The organism is Brevibacillus fulvus, assembly GCF_016908525.1.
GTDB lineage: Bacteria > Bacillota > Bacilli > Brevibacillales > Brevibacillaceae > Brevibacillus_G > Brevibacillus_G fulvus.
The window spans coordinates 1-18,384 of sequence record NZ_JAFBEB010000016.1 but is presented as its reverse complement, the minus strand read 5'-3'; the positions used below and the strand labels follow the sequence as shown (position 1 = coordinate 18,384).

Below are 18,384 nucleotides of genomic sequence, written 5' to 3'. Positions count from 1 at the left end.
TTTCTCCGCCTTATTGTGCAAGTGAAAAATATCTTTCAGAAAAATCTTTTTCCAAATGCAAAATATTTTGCGGATTCAATTTCCTTCTCGTCTCAAAAACATGTCGAAATAACAACGATTTTTTAGAAAAGTAAATCATCTTCATGACTGGCACAATCCTTGCGTTCGGAAACAAACAAATACAAAGACGGGAGGGGTTTCATGTCAAACGTATCTTTAAAACAAAGCCCGGCCATCGATGTCCATGCACATCCGTATGTCGCCAATCGGGAACCGTACACGCCGGAGGAGTTCGTCCGCAAACTTTCCCTGGCGGTCATCCCGAACCGGATTCCGGAACATTACGTGAGGGTAAGCAAACAGCCTTTCCCCGGGAGCAATATGTGGGTGCAAATCCTGATCCAGCGCATGGCCCGCTATTTTTCCTGTGAGTCGACTCTGGAGGAGGTCGTGGAGCACCGCAATGCCCGTGCCGCCAAGTTTCAGGACTATACCCGGGGGTTGTTCCGGGATGCGAACATCACGGGGATTGTCGCCGATTTCGGCTATCCGACCCCCATGTTGAGCAAAAAGGATTATGCCGAGCTGTGCGGGACGCGAATCTGGGAAGTTTACCGGATTGAACCGGAGATGGTCCGCCTGCGCCAGGAATGCGCCAGCTTTGGGGAGTTTACGGAGAGATACCGCGCCGATCTGGCCGCCGCGTTAAAACGGGAAGGGGTAGTCGGCTTAAAGACGATTATTGCCTACCGCAGCGGTTTGGAGATACTGCCGATGGATGAACAGGCTGCAGCGGAAGACTATCCCGCCTTCCAGGCCGATGAGCGCGCCAAGGCGAAGGCCTTGCGGGATTACTGCCTTCATATCGCCATGGAAGAATGCACGAAAGCGGAAAAAGTCATGCATATTCACACCGGCATCGGCGATGGCGATGTGGTTCTTCCGAAGGCCAGCCCGAGTTTTCTCTTGGATCTCTTAAGGGACAAAAAGTATCTCGATACGAAAGTCCATCTCGTTCACGGGGGCTATCCGTGGGTGGAGGAAGCGGCATTTATCGTGAGTATCCTTCCCAACGTCTATATGGATATTTCGCTGCAGAATCCGTTCAGCGGCCATGGGGTGAAGCGGATTCTCTCCCAGGTTTTCGAGTTCGCGCCGTTTGACAAGGTCATGTACGGATCCGACGCCTTTACTGTGCCGGAAATGAATTGGCTGGGGGTTCATCTGTTCAAGGAATGCTTCGAACAGGTGCTCAACACGTGGGTACAGGCCGATTACATGGACGCGGAGACCGCGCAGGTGATCGGAGAAATGGTGCTGTATCGCAATTTTGAGAACATCTATCAAAAGCAAATAAAGGAGGCTTATGTATGAGCAAACCCAATGCACTGGAGCTTTCTGTGGAACGGAAGCTGGGGTACTGGCAGATTTGGGCCCTCGGCGTGGGTGCAGTGATCGGGGACGGGGTATTCCTGTTGATGGGTCAGGGAATCGCCACGGCCGGTCCGGGGGCCATTTTGGCTTATCTGGTCGCCGGGCTGTCACAATTGTTTCTGATGGTTGCCCTCGGGGAGTTGGCAGTCGGCATGCCCAATGCCGGTGCGATGTCCCTGTGGGTTGAGCGGTTCATGGGAAAATGGTGGGGATTCCTGGCCGGATTCACTTTTGCGGCCGGGTGGGTGATTGCCGGCGGGAGCGTCGGTTTGGCCCTGGGGCAAATCACGATGTGGTTCTTTCCGCAGCTGGAAGGGGGCTTTTGGCCGGTATTATTCGCTATTTTCTTTCTATCGGTGTTTGCTGTCCTCAACATTTTGGGAACAGAGATTGCCGCAAAGACCCAGCTTTACCTGGTCCTGATCATGACGGGCGTGATGGCTCTGTTCTCTCTGATTGGTCTGAAGGAGATCAATCCAAGCCATTTCACGCCGTTTCTTCCCAATGGCATGGAAGGCTTCTGGGCCGCCATTCCGCTTGGCACCTACGCCTATTTGGGAGCGGTTACGCTGGCCACAGCCGGTGGGGAGTGCAAAGATCCAAAGGATTTGCCGAAAGCCTTGGTCTGGTCGAGCATTACGTTTCTTGTTCTTTATACGTTGGCGCAGGCCGTACTGCAGGGCTTGATTCCTTGGGACAAGATGACCATGGACAGCTCTCCGTTTACGGCCGCCTCCGAGATGGTGTTCGGCTTTGCCGGCGCCTTCATCATGAACATGACCGCGTGGATCGCGGCAGCCACTTGTATCTTGATGGGGACGCTCTATTCCGCTTCCCGCATTTTCTATGCGCAGGCGCGTAAAGGATTTTTGCCTTCTTTCTTCGGCTACATTCATCCGAAGACCGGAACCCCGGTTTATGGCATTTTGGCCGTATGGGCTTGCTCGGTCGGCTTGGTGATCCTCGGTTCGATCAATCCCGATCTGCTCTATGTGGAGCTGTCGACGCAATTGGTGTTGGCCTGGATGGTTTCCTGGACCCTGGCTTTGATTGCTGCTGTGCTGTACCGGAAGCATCACATGCAGGAAATCCGGCAGCTCCCGTGGAAGCAGCCGCTCTATCCGCTGTTTCCGATCCTCGGTTTCATCGGGATCGGCATCGTCTGCTATGGAACGTTTGTCGGCTCTCCGATGACGCTGGTGAGGGGAGCCATCTGGATGGGAATCCTTTATGTTCTATTTAAAGTTTCCGGGAAGTCCAAGTCGCCGGGTGCCGCTTCCCATGAACAAACAACGGTGTAGGAGGGTGCCAGATCGATGGGAACGTTCACGGTAGCGGATGTGGAAGTGAAGCCGGATTTGGCGGCGAGGCTCATCGAAATCCGCCGACACCTTCACCGGTATCCGGAGCTCTCTTTTCAGGAGTTTCAGACGTTTGAATATATCGCCTCCTGCCTGAAAGGGTGGGGGATTCCCTATCGTCAGGTGGGCGAAACAGGCATTGCCGTGGATATCATCGGTGAAAAAGGAGAGGGGCCCCACATCGGCATCCGGGCCGATATCGATGCCCTTCCGATTGAGGAGAAAACGGGGCTGCCTTATGCCTCGTGCCACCCCGGCGTGATGCACGCCTGTGGCCATGATGGGCATACGGCGATTCTGCTGGGAACCGCCTATCAGTTATATCATCGGAGAAAGGAATGGGCTGGTCGCGTACGCTGCATTTTTCAACCGGGGGAAGAAGCCGATGGTGCGGCCCAGCGGATGATCGATCAGGGGGTGTTGGAACATCCCCGTATAGACGGCATGCTGGGGCTGCATCTATGGCCCCATTTGCCCCACGGAACGGTCGGGGTGAAATACGGGGCGGTGACCGCTTCCTGCGATGATTTCGTCATTGAAATTGAAGGAAAAGGAGGCCACAGTGCCAGGCCTCACCAAAGCGTGGATGCGATTGCCATCAGCGCCCAGGTTTTGCAGGCACTTTCCGTGCTGGTCACCAAAGGGAATAATCCGGTGGATCCGGTGGTGGTCCATGTCGGCAAAATTCAGGGAGGGACTGCCAGCAACGTGGTAGCGGACCGCGTGGTGATGGAAGGGACGGCCCGGGCGGTAGCGTTGGAAACCCGCCGGAAGCTGAAGAGCCAACTGATTCAATGGGTGGAGAGCATCGCTGCTTCCTTCGGAGGAAAGGCCACGGTCCAATACACCGAGGGACACCCTCCGGTGATCAACGATGAACGGATGACCCGCGCCCTGGAGGAAAGTGCTGCAGAAATTCTCGGTCCGGGTTCGGTTCGACTCCTGAAGGAGCCGTCGATGGGGGCCGATGATTTCGGCGCGTTTGCGGAAAAGGTCCCGAGCATGTATTTCCGCTTAGGCGTTGGCCAGGAGGGCAGGCCGGTGTACGATCTTCATCACCCGCAGTTTCAGTTTGATGATTCCATTATCCCAATCGGGGTGAAGGTTTTGGTCTGGACAGTTTTAAGCAGGCTGCAAAAAGGAGCGGAGACAGGATGCTAACCAAAGAACAGGTATTGGAAATGGTAGAAAAGGAAAACATTGAGTTTATTCGCGTGGAATTTCTGGATTATGCTGGCGTGACCCGGGGGAGGACGGTCCGGCTCGGACAGCTGAAGGATGCGCTGGAAAAAGGGATTAACTTCAGTACGGCGATCATGAGTTTTGATGTGTTTGACGAATACATTCCCAATCCGACGTATGGGCCAAACGACGGGGACTTTTTCGCCGTGCCCGATCCGAGTACGTTTGCCATTCTTCCTTACCGCAAAAATACGGCGCGCATGCTGTGCGATCTTGTGGATGTGAACGGAGACCCCTGGCCTGGCTGCCCGCGAAGTGCCCTGAAGCGCCTGCTGAATGAGGTGGAATCCCTGCTCGGCGGGAAGATGTTCATGGCGTTTGAGCAGGAGGCCTATTTATTGAAGGAAGTCGATGGGCAGCTGGTGCCGGCTGACCGCAGCCACTGTTTCTCCATCGAAGGGGCGGATATCCAGGAAGATTTTATCCATCGCTTTGTTCATTCTCTTGAGGCCATGGGTGTGCAAACCGAGCAGATCTCCAGCGAGTATGGCCCCGGCCAACTGGAGGTCAACTTAAAATATGCTGCGGCCCTGAAAGCGGCTGATGATCAGGTTACATTCATGCACTTGTTCAAGCATATTGCCCGGGATCAGGGGATGGTCGGGACTTTGATGCCGAAGCCGTTCAAGCATCTGGCGGGGAGCGGACTGCATGTGCATATCAGCTTATATGATCATGCGAGGGACAATCTGTTTGAGGATCCGACGGACCAACGGGGCTTGGACATGTCGGAGAAAGCCTACCATTTTATCGGCGGATTGCTGAAGCATGCGCCTTCGCTGATTGCCATCGGGGCCCCGAGCATCAACTCGTATAAGCGCATGCAGCCCGGCTCTTGGGCGCCGGCGCATGTCTGCTACGGGGCAGGAAACCGTTCCGTTCTGGTGCGCATTCCGGAAAAGCGCAGATCAAGGCGCTTCGAATATCGGGGCGCAGATGGTACCTGCAATCCTTACCTGCTGGCGGCATGCCTGGTAGCGGCCGGCCTGGACGGCATCCAGAACCGCATCGATCCGGGTGAGCCCGCCGATTTCGATGTCAGCAAACTGAACGAGCAGCAGCTAAAGGAACGGGGCATTGGCTGGGTGCCCAGAAGTCTGAGCCAAGCGATCGACTATCTGGCGGAGGATACCATCCTGGCGGAAACCATCGGGCGCTCCATCTGGGAGGAATTCATCAAAATCAAACGGACGGAGTGGGATAAGTACTCCCGGTACGTCAGCGATTGGGAACGGGCCGTATTTACGTCGCGGTTTTAGAGCGCCTGTCGCTTCCCGATACAACATCTTGGTACTCTCGATAACGCAAAAAAACCGGCCGCTTTGGGAGAGTCCTGCAAAAGTCCACCTAATATCTGTAAACCGTAACCCTAGTGCCCTTAGGTACTGGGGTTTTAAGTATCGAGAATGTAGCTGTAGTGGGGAGAAGCATGTTTCCGATCTGCGCTCCGGTCTACGTCCTGCAAGGATGTGAAACTGTCCGCTCCACAGCGATCCCGGGGGAAGCGCACGAAGTCCCCGTAGGGGGAAACGGCGCGCAGCTCCGGGGTTTACTCATAGATTGCGCTTCTGTTTCCCCGGGCTCGCTGTTCCGCTTGGCTGGACTCCGCCAGTCGCTCCGCCTGGAAACATGCTTCTCCTCCGAAACAGTAGGTTTTCAACAGGCTGAAACCCAATGCCCCTTCGACACTGGGGTTGTTGTACAATGAAAAGAAAACGAAAGAGTTGGAACCATTGCTACAGCCCTCTAAACAAATCACGGCATCCTTCCATGCCGAATTATATAAACTAATTCCCGCGGATCACCCTTTACGTAAAATCAATGAAATCGTAGATTTCACATTCATTCATGAGTTGGTTCGTTCCTCTTATTGTGAGCATTCCGGAAGACCTGCTAACGAACCCGAACTCCTGTTTCGTCTATTGTTTTTACAAGTTCTCTACAATCTTTCGGATGAACGCATCATTCAGGAAACGCAGGTAAACCTCGCTTATAAGTGGTTTTTAGGTTTAAATCCAGAAGATACCCTTCCTGACCCCTCTCAATTATCCCGCTTTCGTAATCATCGGTTAGGGGCGGGAGCCGTGGATGAGGTGCTTAAATCAGTTGTACGTCAGTCCATCGAAAAAGGACTTGTGAAGTCAAAGACGATCATCATGGATTCCACCCATACACTGGCAGCTTCGCAAAAACAAAAGCCGTTTGAAGTACTGCGGGATGCGGCGAAGCGCTTATTCCGTGTTGTGGTGAAAAAGCATCCAAAACTCGAAAAGAAACTCCCACGGTTACCGGAGTTGAAGAAAGATCAAGAGGATGCTGAAAAGATCATGCTTCACTACTTGGCGGAACTTGGAGAGACTGTCGAGACTTTGTTACCCGATCATGAGGGTTCCATCTCGGAGAAGGTCAAGATCGCCAAGGCCATCGTGGAAGACGAACGTCTCCTCGCCAATAAAGGTATTATGTCGGCCATTGATCCAGATGCACGCTTTGGATGGAAGAGCAATACGAAATCCTTTTTTGGCTACAAAGAGCATATTGCCATGACCGAAGAAGAAATCATTACGGCTGTGGAGGTCACCGGAGGAAGTACGGATGACGGAAAACAATTCAAACAACTTTTGAACCAATCGCTTGACGTAGGAATAGAAGTACAAGAAGTGATTGCTGACACCGCATATTCGGGTAAAGATAACTTGGACGAGATGAAAGCCAAGAAGATTCAACCCGTCGTCCCACTAAACCCAATCGTACATAACGGAGGGCTAAGGCAAGAAGGTTTTGAGTACAACAAGGATGCAGACTTTGTTATTTGTCCGGCAGGACAACATAGTATCCGAAAGGCTGTCCAAGGAAGCAAGAGTGGCAAAAGTCGTTCTCTCGTTTTCTACTTCGATACGGAGTGTTTATGGCATGATTTAAATGTACTAAATGGCAGCTAATTTATGCTCATATTAAAAAGAGCCACTTGCCAACATCTATTAAAAAACATACACTCCCCTTGGGCATAACGTTCATGGGAGGTATATAGGAGATGTTAGCAATGGCTGAAGTCAATTATATCAGACATGAAACAAACACAAAAGGTCGCTCCTACTTTTCTGTTGCAAGACAGATGAATATGGATCGCAGGACAATCAAGAAGTATTCGGAGATGGAGGATTTCAATCAGGAGGTGAAGTCTGTACAGACAAGGAAAGCCAATGTAATGGATCCGGTTAAACCAATCGTTGATCAATGGCTACTTGAAGATATGGGGAAGAAAAAGAAGTTCAGAAGAACCGCAAAGCGAATCTATACTCTTCTCGTTTCGGAACATGGATTCCAAGGCTCTGACCGTACGATTCGTGCCTATGTGGCGAAAAGGAAAGCCGCCTTATTGGACGAGAGCAATGACACTGCCTTACCGTTAGAGGCGAAGGCCGGCACAGCACAGGTAGATTTTGGGGAAGCTCCTTTTAAGCACAGGGGAAAAGAGGTCATCTTGCCCTTCCTCGTCCTCTCATTCCCTTACAGCAATTCATTCCTGTTTCAAGTGTTCCCTTCCCAAAACCGGGAGTGTTTTCTACAAGGACTGACGAACATGTTCGCCTTTCTAGAAGGCGTGCCGCATACGATCCGTTTCGATAACCTGTCACCTGCGGTGAAGAAAGTGCTGCCAAACGGGGAACGGCAAGTAACAGAGGAATTCGCTCGTTTTGTTGCCCATTATGGCTTCCAATATGAATTCTGCAATCCGGGAAGCGGAAACGAGAAAGGGCACGTGGAAGCGATGGTCAAATACATACGAAACAACTATCTGTTGCCGGAAATCCACTATGAAGACCTGTCGGTCTTGAATGAGAAGACCCTGAATTGGAGCCTGGGGGATCGGAAACGTTGCCACTATGAAAAGGATACCCTGATTGCCGAACTATATTTGGAAGACAAGGAGCGCTTCCTCCAACTGCCCGGTAAAGCGTACGAATGCGTTCGGTTCGAGCAGGTCAAAGCGGATAAATACGGAATCGTCCGTATTGACCAAAAGCAATATTCCACTTCGCCGCGCTTTGCGGGACAAGCGGTCTTGGCGAAGATCTCATTTGATACGATCTCGCTTCTGAACGAGGAAAATGAAGTGATCGTACGCCACCCCAGATTATATGGGGAGACAAAGAAGTCGATGGACTGGCAACCTTATCTGACCTTGATGGCAAAGAGGCCAACCGCTTTGAAATACAGCTCATTCTACGATCAATTGCCGGAGGAATGGAAAGCCTTTTTCGGTGAATGTACAGTCGAGGAGAAACGGAATGCTCTCCAACTTTTATCCGTCATATTAAAGGAACAGGATTTCGACATATCTCTACAAGCCCTACGGATTGCATCCGAACATGGACATCCTACCACGGAATCCATCAAGCACGTCTATTATCAGCTTGTGAATGGACGAGGCATTCGAGAAACACTGTCGCTTCCGCCTTCAGTGCCATCAACTAGAAATTCAAGCAGAGGCCTCTCTCATTATGATCGGTTGATGATTATGCCAGGAGGTGAGCAGCGGTGAGAAGCCTCATTGAAGAGCATGCCAAGCGTTTGAAATGAAGTTGGATACGGGAGAATTATCACGCGGTGGAAGCTGAAACACATGAAGAATTTCTGCTCTGCTTATTCGAAAGGGAAATACAGCAACGAGAGGAACGGAAGCTCAATCTCCTTCTCAGTCAATCCTGTTTGCCGGATATATCTGGCAAGCAGCTAGAATGGCACGGTATTCATATGAATGGAAACATTACAAAGGAAGAAATCTTGCAAGGCAGGTTCATAGAGAGAAAAGAGAATTTAATCCTATATGGAGGCGTCGGGGTCGGGAAAACGCTTATGGCAGCCTTGGCAGGCTGGAACTGCATCCAAAAAAGCCAAAAACGGGTGCGCTTCTATACAGTCGCTCAACTCGTGAACAGCCTGTTAGAGGTTAACGAGAAAGGAACTCTCGGTAGGCTGTTTAAACAAATAGAGAGCCTGGATCTATTAATTCTTGATGAATTAGGCTATGTACCCCTTCACAAGCAAGGAGCAGAATTACTGTTTCAAGTGATCAATCTGTGTTATGAAAAGCGTAGTGTCATCATAACCACGAACTTACAGTTCGGCCAATGGAATCACGTTTTTGGCGATCCAATACTGACGGAAGCATTCATTGATCGTCTCATTCACTATTCGCATTTGATTGTTTTTAATCGTGATAGTTTTCGTCATAAGGATTCACTGATGAATCGATGATACCCTGGTTGGCAAGTGTGCATTTTTAATTGCCAAACGGTACATTTTCTACTTGCCAAATACAAATATTGCAAGGCTAGAGAAAAAAGAAGGAGTATGGTGATAAAATGTATAACCACGATTATCTAGTGGAACTAATTGAAAAAGGCTATGAATGCGATTATTTAGACTTTAAAGCCATTCAGTATTCGAAGGATAGGTATAGCCATTTACTAAAAGATATAATGGCTATGGCAAACTCTATGGTTGATAAAAACAAATATATAATTATTGGTGTAAAAGATAAACCAAACGGCGATAGAGAGATATTAGGTATAGATGATTCTGCACATATTGACTCCTCTGAACTTCATCAATTGATTTCAAGTAATATAGAACCATTCGTCAATTTTAACTACTTTACTTTTATGTATAAGGGGAAAAAGTTAGCTGTATTAGAATTGTATAATAATACAAATAAACCTTACATGATGAAAAAGAAATACAAGGATCTAGATGCAGGGTATTGTATGGTGAGAAAGGGAAGCCAGCAAGCAATAGCCGTTAGAAGTGACTATGATTTGTTTTATCAGAATAAAGATAAGTTTGAAATCATTATCATGGATAATACTTTGTGGGCGACAGACGATAAAAATGGTTGTGCAAAATTAATGACTTCACTAAGAAATTTAACAAACAACCCTATAACAATTAAATTTGGTCGATTAGTCATAAAAAATATGAATAACGAGGTTTTAACTCAACATCCTTTGTATGGGTTGAATGATTATGTAGGTGCGGACTTCCTTCTTGGCTTATCACCCAAGTCTGAAAAAACTGGGGAACTTCTATTCGGTTTTACATCCACTCAATCATTACAGCTCGGTTTAGATGTTGATGGGTACACGGATGAGGAGTTTATTTTTGAATTGTTTTTATTTGATACAGTTGGTAATGAATATAGTGTTAGTGTAACAAATGCTAATGTTATTGCTAAAGGAGAATTTCTATGGAAGGTAAGAGCTCGTCAAATCGGTCAATAGAGTCATTTGGCAGGACGGAGGAGATTATGGAGGAACGCGAATTTGATAAGTTAAAGAGAAGCAAATTTTTTGTAGGTTCAAAGGATTGGGTTGAGGATTTTTTCGCTGACCCATCCAATAATAAACCGGAAAAACTTCCTGATAAGATTAGGCTGGTATTGAAAAACTATTTGCAACTCGACAATGTAAGTTTTCTGTTTGGTACAGGCTCTTCATTGCACTTGGGCACGACTTCAATACGCAACTTTCCTATTGCTATTGAGAATGCATTAAGGAACGGGGATCAGGAAGTCTATGGATTATTTATTCACTTAGTAAAACAATTTCAAAAATCGGAGTATGTATTGAGAGACGAGTCACAACAACCATCCGAAATTACGGTTCCTTTGGAAGAATTTTTGAATTACCTGCTAGCATTACAATATGTACAGGGTCATTCTAAGAATCTCATTAGTGGCTATAATTATGAAGATTCGTTTGAAGATAAACATATCGAGATAACTCCTCAGATTCTAGAATCTTTAATTTCAAAAATTAAATCAGAATTATTTAAATTATGTGATCTTGATAAACTTGAATATTGGCCCGATGATGAGCAGGTCAGAGAAGAAATGCAGAAGAACGGAAAATACACTTACCATAAAAGTTTTATCAAATCCTTATTAGAGCGACCATTAAATTTAAGAAGAGCGAACATCTTTACTACAAACTATGACTTGGCTTTTGAGAACGCTTTTGATGAATTGGGCGTTCACTATATGAATGGGTTTAGCGGATTTCATAAGCGGACATTTAGGCCTGAGGTGTTTGAATATGATTTATACTATCCGGGAAGTACAACTGAAGGTAGAGTAAGACGAATTGAACGAATGATTAAATATTATAAATTACACGGTTCGATCACTTGGGTACGTGAAGAAAGTTCAGCACAGAATCAGTATGGCTTAGTTGAGCGGCATATCGATTGGGTTAGAAATAACTTAGAGTCGGCTGGGGATATAATTATTTATCCTACCGCTCATAAAAAAGGCTACACGCTTGATTTCCCTTACTCAGAGCTGTTTAGGCAGTTTGCTTCTGTGATTACTCAGCCTCAATCCGTATTGTTTTGTGTTGGTTATAGTTTTTTCGATGAACACATTAACGATATTATTTATCAGGCTTTGTCCATTCCTAGCTTCACACTGATTGTTGTTGACTTTAAAGGCACGGGAAATGAAATGATAAAAAAACTTTATGAACTCGACGATCCTCGTATTGTTATCTTAGAAGGTTCTTATTTAGGAGATTTTAAGACATTCTCAAAAAAAATTATGCCCACTTTCCACGAAATGGAGTATCGAGAGAAAGTATCTACAACTTTAAAGAAGCTATATTCTGAGAAGCAAGCATCCGAGGTGAAAGATGATGCAAGAGCAGATTATTGGTAGAGTGATAAGTGTCGATAGTTTTCGAGTAATAATTGAACTTGATGCAAGCGTTAAGACCTTATACAGAAGTGGATTTAATGATATATACGAGATCGCTCGTATCAACTCGTATATATCGATTCCAGTCGGTGCAGAGAAAATCATCGCAATGATCACCAGGGTTAAAATAAGCGATGAAACTGAATTTGAAGGGTCGGAAAACTCAATACTTTTACCTAAATCCAAAAGATATATTATTGCAACGATGATCGGCACAATTAACAACTCTAATAAGTATATTCAAGGTGTCTACAACTTCCCTATACTAGACAACCCGGTTTGTTATGTATTAAAGCAAGACCTTGAAATAATTTTTGATCATAAGCCAAAAGGCACTGTTATCGACTTAAGAAATGACTACTTTTTGCCGATCGGTAAGTCTCCTACTTTTTCTGATTTTGATATAAAGATAAATCCGGACAAGTTTCTTAACAAGCACGTTGCTGTACTAGGCAACACAGGTTCAGGTAAATCATGTACAATTGCCTCCATATTTCAGTCCATGTTCAGGGGAAAATTTCTAACTAAAGACGGCTTAAAGACGTTAACTGATGCTCATGTTGTAATATTTGATACGAATGGCGAATATAAAAAAGCATTTCAATTTAAAGACGAAGAACTAAAAACAAGGGTTAACACTTTTACGATAACAAAAGAAGGACTAAAAGTGCCCTATTGGTTCATGAATTATGACGATTTTGATTATTTGTTTGAGCCGTCTCATCAAACTCAAGCACCTATCTTTAAAAATGCAATTTCCTTGGCTAAAAAATACAAGAAAAAACAAAGCAATTCTAGTAACAGCAACAATTATAGCCCGATTAGAACAAATTATTTAAAAAGAATTATTGAGATGCTAGAGGACAGCAAGGATTTTAGATTAAGAAGTTTTATTAAAGAAGAATTAGAGGATGACAAGCTATTCATTGAAACAAAACTCCCCGAATATAAAGAACATATATTTAAATTAGAACAAGCTGGTTCGAATTTGACAAAAAACGGACAATATTGGAACGGATCATTAAACAAAGAAATATTAGAAGAAGTTTACGAGGCTATTACTAAGATTAAAGGCGAATGTGACTCAATAGAAAGTGAAAAAGAAAATCATTTTGTAAATGTAGATTTGCCTAGTTATTTTAATTTTTTTGATTTATTTAACAATTACATTGATGATGCGATCATGGAAATAGACCATTCAGATGGTAAGTACAGAGAGTATCTATCAAGTTTAAAATTGAGATTGTCTAGTTTTTATAATGATGATAGAATCAGCACCCCTCTTATGCTTAAAAACGATAATATTAGTGAGGCACTGCATTATTATTTAAAATACATTTTAGGCGTTTTAACGGAACAATATGATAATGATTTCTGTGAATATAGATTTAATCAATCGAATGTGAATAATCCTGAACAAAAAAGTCAAATAACGATAATAGACATGTCTTTGTTGCCTTATGAAGTTTTGGAGAACATCACTGGCCTTATAGGCAGGTTACTTCTTGAATTTGTACAAAGAATTGAAAAAGTGGAGGAGTACGAAGAATTTCGTGGTAAGTATCCCATTGTTATTGTATTAGAAGAAGCTCAAAATTACATCCCTCAAGTAGATCGGAAAAAAGATCGAGTTTCTATATCAAAACGTGTTTTTGAACGAATCGCCAGAGAAGGTAGAAAATATGGTCTGTCTTTGATTGTATCTTCACAGAGGCCTTCTGAATTATCAAAAACGATTCTATCTCAATGCAACACGTTTATAGTCCATAGACTTCAAAATCCTGAGGATCAAAGTTACGTAAGACAATTAGTTTCTTCTGCAAATGCAGATATTTTGAGCCAACTACCTATTTTACCTCAACAGCATGCGATCATCATGGGTGATGCGGTAAGAAGCCCTGTACAAGTTCGCTTAAACGATGTTGTACCAAAACCGGATAGTGATGATCCTGAATTCTTTTCTCAATGGCTTGGAAATTCAATTGATATTGATTTCAAGAAGGTTGTAAAAGAATGGGTTAGCGATGAGTCTGAAAATGGAAATCAATAGAAATTTATACCCAATTAATATGGAACGAATTGATGCTTAGGTGCTGGTCAAAAAATTGGTCAAGAACTCAAAATAATCATCGGAAATTACGGTTCACAGCGAAATGGAAAAATAGCCGAGAACCCTGATATGAGTGGGTTTTCGGCTATTTAAGGAAATTGTGGGAAATTGGCCATTTGATCTTGACAGGGTGGGGGTCGCTGGTTCGAACCCAGTCCGGATCACCATAACGTAAAAAACGCGCTAAATCAACGTTTTGACCCGATCAACTGACCGATGGACGTACCGGAAACTGTAACGCAAGGTGTCGCTCCATGATTCCGCTAGGTGTCGCTGGTCACGAATGGTTAAACGGGGACTGGCCGTGAACCCATACGCTCTCATTCCGTAATAAACGGAAGGGAGCGTTTTTTGATTTTGGACAAGCGTAAAGGCAGACGTACGAAGACAGAAAGATTTTCGGTCACATCCGACTATTCACTAGGTGCGCTATTCGAGCGGTTTTATCATGCGAAAGTAGCGGAAGGGCGGAAGGAGCGGACGTTAGAGAGTTACCGGGAAAATTACGGTTTCTTCGTCGAATATATGGATTTACGCGGGTATGGACGCGACGTGCGTCTTGTGACGCCGGACTTTATCCGCGAATATATCGTATGGAATCTTAACGAAAAGGTCCGGTTTGACGGGCACAAGTTCAAAATCGGAGGCGGAGCAGACCGTTGGACTATCGGCGACGTCCGTTAATACGCGACTGAAAACAATGAGGACGATGTTTCGCTATCTTGCGGAAGAGGGATTGATTGACGCGAATCCGTTCGATAATGTCAAGCCGGTCGAGGAAAATGACAACGAGATTCAAATTATGTCGGTAGAGCAGTTGAAAAGACTTTTGGCAGCACCCAACCAACGGAGATATAGCGGATTCCGAGACTACGTGATTATGAATGTACTTTTGGACGGCTTCCTTCGCATCAACGATGCGCTATCGTTGTGAAAAACGAACATTGACTTCGAACTCGGTATGATAACGATCCGAGCGGAACAGTCAAAAAATCGGAAATCTCGGTCAGTTTCGGTAAAAAAGCAAACGCTCAAGTTGATTCAAGATTTACTTCGCGAAAACGAAGATTTCGACTCTGAGTACGTGTTCCTCGCGAATTACGGGGAGCGATTGAGGGACGGACAGTTCCGTCATCGGTTGAAGGAGTACGCGGACCAAGCCGAAATCCCGATCCGTGTTCATCCGCATCTCTTTCGTCATACGGCAGCTACGATGTTTTTGGAGGCTGGCGGGGACATCCGTCATTTGCAGATGATTCCTTGGGCACTCCGATCTACGCATGATCATGCGGTATACCCATCTTTCTAAAGCGTCGGGGCCGGAAGTTGCAAGCCAGTTCAACTTTTAATCATCCTCGTCTACTATTCGGATGATCTCGTTCATGTCACGTATATTGAGCGCTTCTGCTATTCTTCGTATATGATCGAGGTCTACCCTTTCTTTTATGTTACGAACCATTGGGCTAATGGTTGACTGCGCTATCCCTGTCATGGACGATAATTCCTGTTGAGTAAGATTGTGTTTTTCTAGTAACTCACGAACGCAGAGAACAACCTTCAAAGAAAATTCCTCCAATCTATTGGTAGTATATGTATATAGCCTTATAGTTATAAACAGATAAAGCAATAAGAAAAATTAACCATTGAAAGTATACCACACCTACCTTGAACAGCGCACCAACTCCTCGCGCAGATATTTAAACGGCGTTCACGCCGTTTTCCTCACAATTCCATAATCGGCACCCCCCAAACATAAAAATGGACCCCATCTCCGGGAGCCCAAGGTATTTCAGTCAAGAAAATTATACCATTGGTTCTGGACAAGGGGGAATGGAAGATGAGCGCTCCAGAGCAATTATCTTTTCTCTAAACAGTGAACGAAAGAGAGGTCCGTAAGGCTGTTGTAAAAGAGCTGAAGGGATACAAAGCCCTCCTTGTCGCCGTTCAAAACAAACAAGAGCAGGCCGAGCAGGGAATTGATCAACTGTTTCCACGGTTGAATCAGTCAGACAGATCGAGCGGCACTCCAATATTCACTGGATGAAATGGAGAGGAAGATCATTCAGGAGAAGTACCTCAGCCCGGGTAGAGTGAACGAGATCAACGTGTACCTGGACTGGGACTGACGAAAGCTCAATACCTAAAAAACGAGAGGCGATTTTCCAGCTCGCAACGGCACTCAGGATCATTTGAGTGCCGTTGTATTTTCCAAGCTGTCACTGATTAGGTTTTGACTTTGACTTTTTTACGTTATTTTGATTCTTTGAGATCGCTTCCTACTGACAAGAGGTATTTGATAAGTGCTTCCTGTTCTTCCTTTGTAAACTGTGTTGATGAGTCAACCCAGTATTCGTGTCCAATTCCACTAACATGAGTAAATTGAAGATCTTTTGATGTTTTGTTGGCCGCAATTACCTTTTGTCTTAACTCCTTATCAACCAATGCGCGCAAACTATTCGCCGGGTCTGGATAAATGCCTTTCATTAGTGTACCTTTTACTCCTAGTTGGGTATTGGGGTCAGGACCTACTGCTATTCCACCATCGTGTAAGTATGGGGCGGTCCAATAAAGACCGATTAAACTAGGAACTTTATATCCACCTTGAGAATCACCATGTGCAAATGCCAACTTGATCTGTTCACGGTCAAGATTTTGCGTAGGCACCTTTAGGGAAGTTGCATTTTCTTGTAATGGCACGGGTGTATCAAAGCCATATAAAACAGCCTCTGTAAATATCTTTTCCGTCTTTTTTAGTGCCTTGGCTCGAGAGGGTTCGGTTTTAATCACATTGACAGGTATCACTCGGTTATTTGTTAATGCATTACCAGCATGGCATGTAATACAACCAGCACGGGAAAATACATCTTGTCCAAGTGCAACTGTTTTTGTATCAACTTTCTCTGGTTGCTTAGGAGGCACTATTGTATTTTGCCATGCGGCCATACCGTTTACTTGTTCCCCGACTCGATACCCCGGTGAGCTTAAAAACAGGCCATCTGGGGCTACTAATGTCACTTTGGGGAAAGTAGGCGGTTTTATCATTTCGTTTACGCCCGGAACACCAGGTGTCGGGTCGACACTTGCAAAAAAATCGGATGGTTTCATATTGCTGTTTACTTTATAACGAAATTTAGGATTTGCGGAGTTTTGCAAGATTGTTCCGAGGTAAACCTCCTTGTCCATCCCAAACAATACATGGCTAACATCGGCTTGAGACAGTGAATCTGAGTTTTGAGCATGGACGTTATTACTAAACACACTGAGACCCTTAAATGGCCCTGCAGCCGCAAACCCACTCCAGCCATAAGGATGGTCGCCAAGCGTAAAAGAATCAGGTATTTGGGCAGGATTTGCCTTCATATCTATTGTGGAATCGAAATTCCCTGGCGACCACTTTAAAAAAGTTGAGTCTACAGCTTCCTCTATCGCTATGGGATTGGGTAATGACGCCTTTTTTCCATCGGTTGTCACAACAGTACGGTCTAACGAATCCATATATTTTTTTATATTGCCTATTTCTGCGTGAGTAAGGTATGCCGTAGAGTTTGTTGCCAGTGCCATAAGTAAACCGGCGTTTAGATCGGTATTTGGAGCTCCCTCGATCACCATTTTTGTTTCCCTATCAACTGTTGCATGACAGGCAGCGCAGCTTATCCCGACTTTTAGTCTCCCATCAGCATATTTAATAGGCATTCCCAAAGGGGTATAGGCTCCCTTCGGGACATCGATACCGGTATCAATCTTACTTCCTTTTTTGAAGGTTCTTCCCGCAATTGTTACGGTTTTTGCCAGTTCAACCTTTAAATTGGTCGTTCCTTCACCACGTAATGACAATATTGCCTTTGCAACATTAGGTATGGTAAAAGCTCCGTCCACGATTCCCATGATATCGGTCATAAAGACTTCATTGCCAAAGGTCTCCTGATAAAATGTTTTACGCCCTAGTTGTAATAATGAGTCGTTAATTTGTACTGCTCCATGACGAGGAGAGAGTGTTGATTTATCACCCTTTGTGCTTATCATCTTAGCTTCCTCTTTAGAAATTGTCGTACCCCACAAATCATAGCCTTCAGTGTGTACTGATTGAACCGACATCTGATCATTACTAAGTGTTTTTTCACTCGGGGGGAAATACGCATATTCGGGTTCAAAGATGTTTAACATGCTTATTCCAAATACGAAAATAGCTAAAACCGATAACAGAGTCCAATTTATCCACTTCATACCTGCGTCTCCTTTAGAATTATTAATTACCACAAGGGTTAGTATTCAGGGATGCATCGCTTTTTATTTATCTAACAATGATGTTTTCTAGTTTTCTGGTCAACTTGTTCCACTACTAAGATCGAAGCTAGAATTCAACGGGTCCCAAAGAAAATAATCGAGCCTTTTGCATAAATCTAAACCCTTGAGCAACAAGGTTTTCTGAGCATAAAAAAAGGACTTCACCCCGACTTGGAGAAGTTTTTCGGTGACCAAACCAA

At 45.1% G+C, this 18,384-nt stretch carries 14 protein-coding genes and 1 pseudogene; 13 read left to right on the top strand and 2 right to left on the bottom strand.

Going from position 1 to position 18,384, the window contains the following annotated elements:
* Positions 1–201: 201 nt before the first annotated feature.
* From JOD01_RS17125 to JOD01_RS19770, 13 genes and pseudogenes are all read left to right on the top strand, one after another.
* On the top strand, positions 202–1,374 hold the full coding sequence (locus tag JOD01_RS17125) for an amidohydrolase family protein (protein ID WP_007780171.1): 1,173 nt from the start codon (positions 202–204) through the stop codon (positions 1,372–1,374).
* Complete coding sequence (locus JOD01_RS17120) at positions 1,371–2,735, top strand: APC family permease (RefSeq protein WP_007780168.1); 1,365 nt, start codon at positions 1,371–1,373, stop codon at positions 2,733–2,735. The genes JOD01_RS17125 and JOD01_RS17120 overlap by 4 nt, the downstream gene beginning before the upstream one ends.
* Positions 2,736–2,750: 15 nt before the next feature.
* Complete coding sequence (locus JOD01_RS17115; protein ID WP_007780166.1) at positions 2,751–3,956, top strand: M20 metallopeptidase family protein; 1,206 nt, start codon at positions 2,751–2,753, stop codon at positions 3,954–3,956.
* Positions 3,950–5,296 carry a glutamine synthetase family protein gene (locus tag JOD01_RS17110; protein WP_204519532.1) on the top strand — a complete coding sequence of 449 codons (1,347 nt, stop codon included), beginning with the start codon at positions 3,950–3,952 and terminating at the stop codon, positions 5,294–5,296. The genes JOD01_RS17115 and JOD01_RS17110 overlap by 7 nt, the downstream gene beginning before the upstream one ends.
* A gap of 474 nt (positions 5,297–5,770) precedes the next feature.
* Positions 5,771–6,934 (top strand): annotated as a pseudogene (locus JOD01_RS17105) (IS1182 family transposase); the annotation flags it as partial.
* Positions 6,935–7,071: 137 nt separating this feature from the next.
* Positions 7,072–8,583, top strand: a complete 1,512-nt coding sequence (gene istA / locus JOD01_RS17100) for an IS21 family transposase (RefSeq protein ID WP_204519531.1) — start codon at positions 7,072–7,074, stop codon at positions 8,581–8,583.
* 44 nt (positions 8,584–8,627) lie between these two features.
* Positions 8,628–9,299 carry an IS21-like element helper ATPase IstB gene (gene istB, locus JOD01_RS17095; RefSeq protein ID WP_338028579.1) on the top strand — a complete coding sequence of 224 codons (672 nt, stop codon included), beginning with the start codon at positions 8,628–8,630 and terminating at the stop codon, positions 9,297–9,299.
* Positions 9,300–9,406: 107 nt separating this feature from the next.
* Positions 9,407–10,321, top strand: coding sequence for an AlbA family DNA-binding domain-containing protein (locus tag JOD01_RS17090; protein WP_204519530.1), 915 nt, complete (start codon positions 9,407–9,409; stop codon positions 10,319–10,321).
* Positions 10,322–10,347: 26 nt separating this feature from the next.
* On the top strand, positions 10,348–11,751 hold the full coding sequence (locus tag JOD01_RS17085) for an SIR2 family protein (RefSeq protein WP_204519529.1): 1,404 nt from the start codon (positions 10,348–10,350) through the stop codon (positions 11,749–11,751).
* The gene (locus JOD01_RS17080; RefSeq protein WP_204519528.1) at positions 11,729–13,840 is read left to right on the top strand and encodes an ATP-binding protein; all 2,112 of its coding nucleotides are present in this window, start codon (positions 11,729–11,731) and stop codon (positions 13,838–13,840) included. Before JOD01_RS17085 ends, JOD01_RS17080 begins: the two co-directional genes overlap by 23 nt.
* 417 nt (positions 13,841–14,257) lie before the next feature.
* Positions 14,258–14,584 (top strand): hypothetical protein, encoded by a 327-nt coding sequence (locus tag JOD01_RS19780; RefSeq protein ID WP_239565550.1) that lies wholly within the window; start codon positions 14,258–14,260, stop codon positions 14,582–14,584.
* Between the two features lie 16 nt (positions 14,585–14,600).
* Positions 14,601–14,834 (top strand): hypothetical protein, encoded by a 234-nt coding sequence (locus tag JOD01_RS19775; protein WP_239565549.1) that lies wholly within the window; start codon positions 14,601–14,603, stop codon positions 14,832–14,834.
* A gap of 27 nt (positions 14,835–14,861) precedes the next feature.
* A complete protein-coding gene (locus JOD01_RS19770) occupies positions 14,862–15,209 on the top strand; it encodes a tyrosine-type recombinase/integrase (protein ID WP_239565548.1) in 348 nt (115 codons plus the stop codon).
* A 36-nt stretch (positions 15,210–15,245) separates the two neighbouring features.
* On the opposite strand, the gene JOD01_RS20085 is transcribed toward JOD01_RS19770, so the two are convergent.
* A complete protein-coding gene (locus JOD01_RS20085; protein ID WP_204519527.1) occupies positions 15,246–15,461 on the bottom strand; it encodes a helix-turn-helix domain-containing protein in 216 nt (71 codons plus the stop codon).
* Between the two features lie 689 nt (positions 15,462–16,150).
* Positions 16,151–18,124, bottom strand: a complete 1,974-nt coding sequence (locus JOD01_RS17065) for an electron transport protein (protein ID WP_204519526.1) — start codon at positions 18,122–18,124, stop codon at positions 16,151–16,153.
* Positions 18,125–18,384 lie beyond the last annotated feature (260 nt).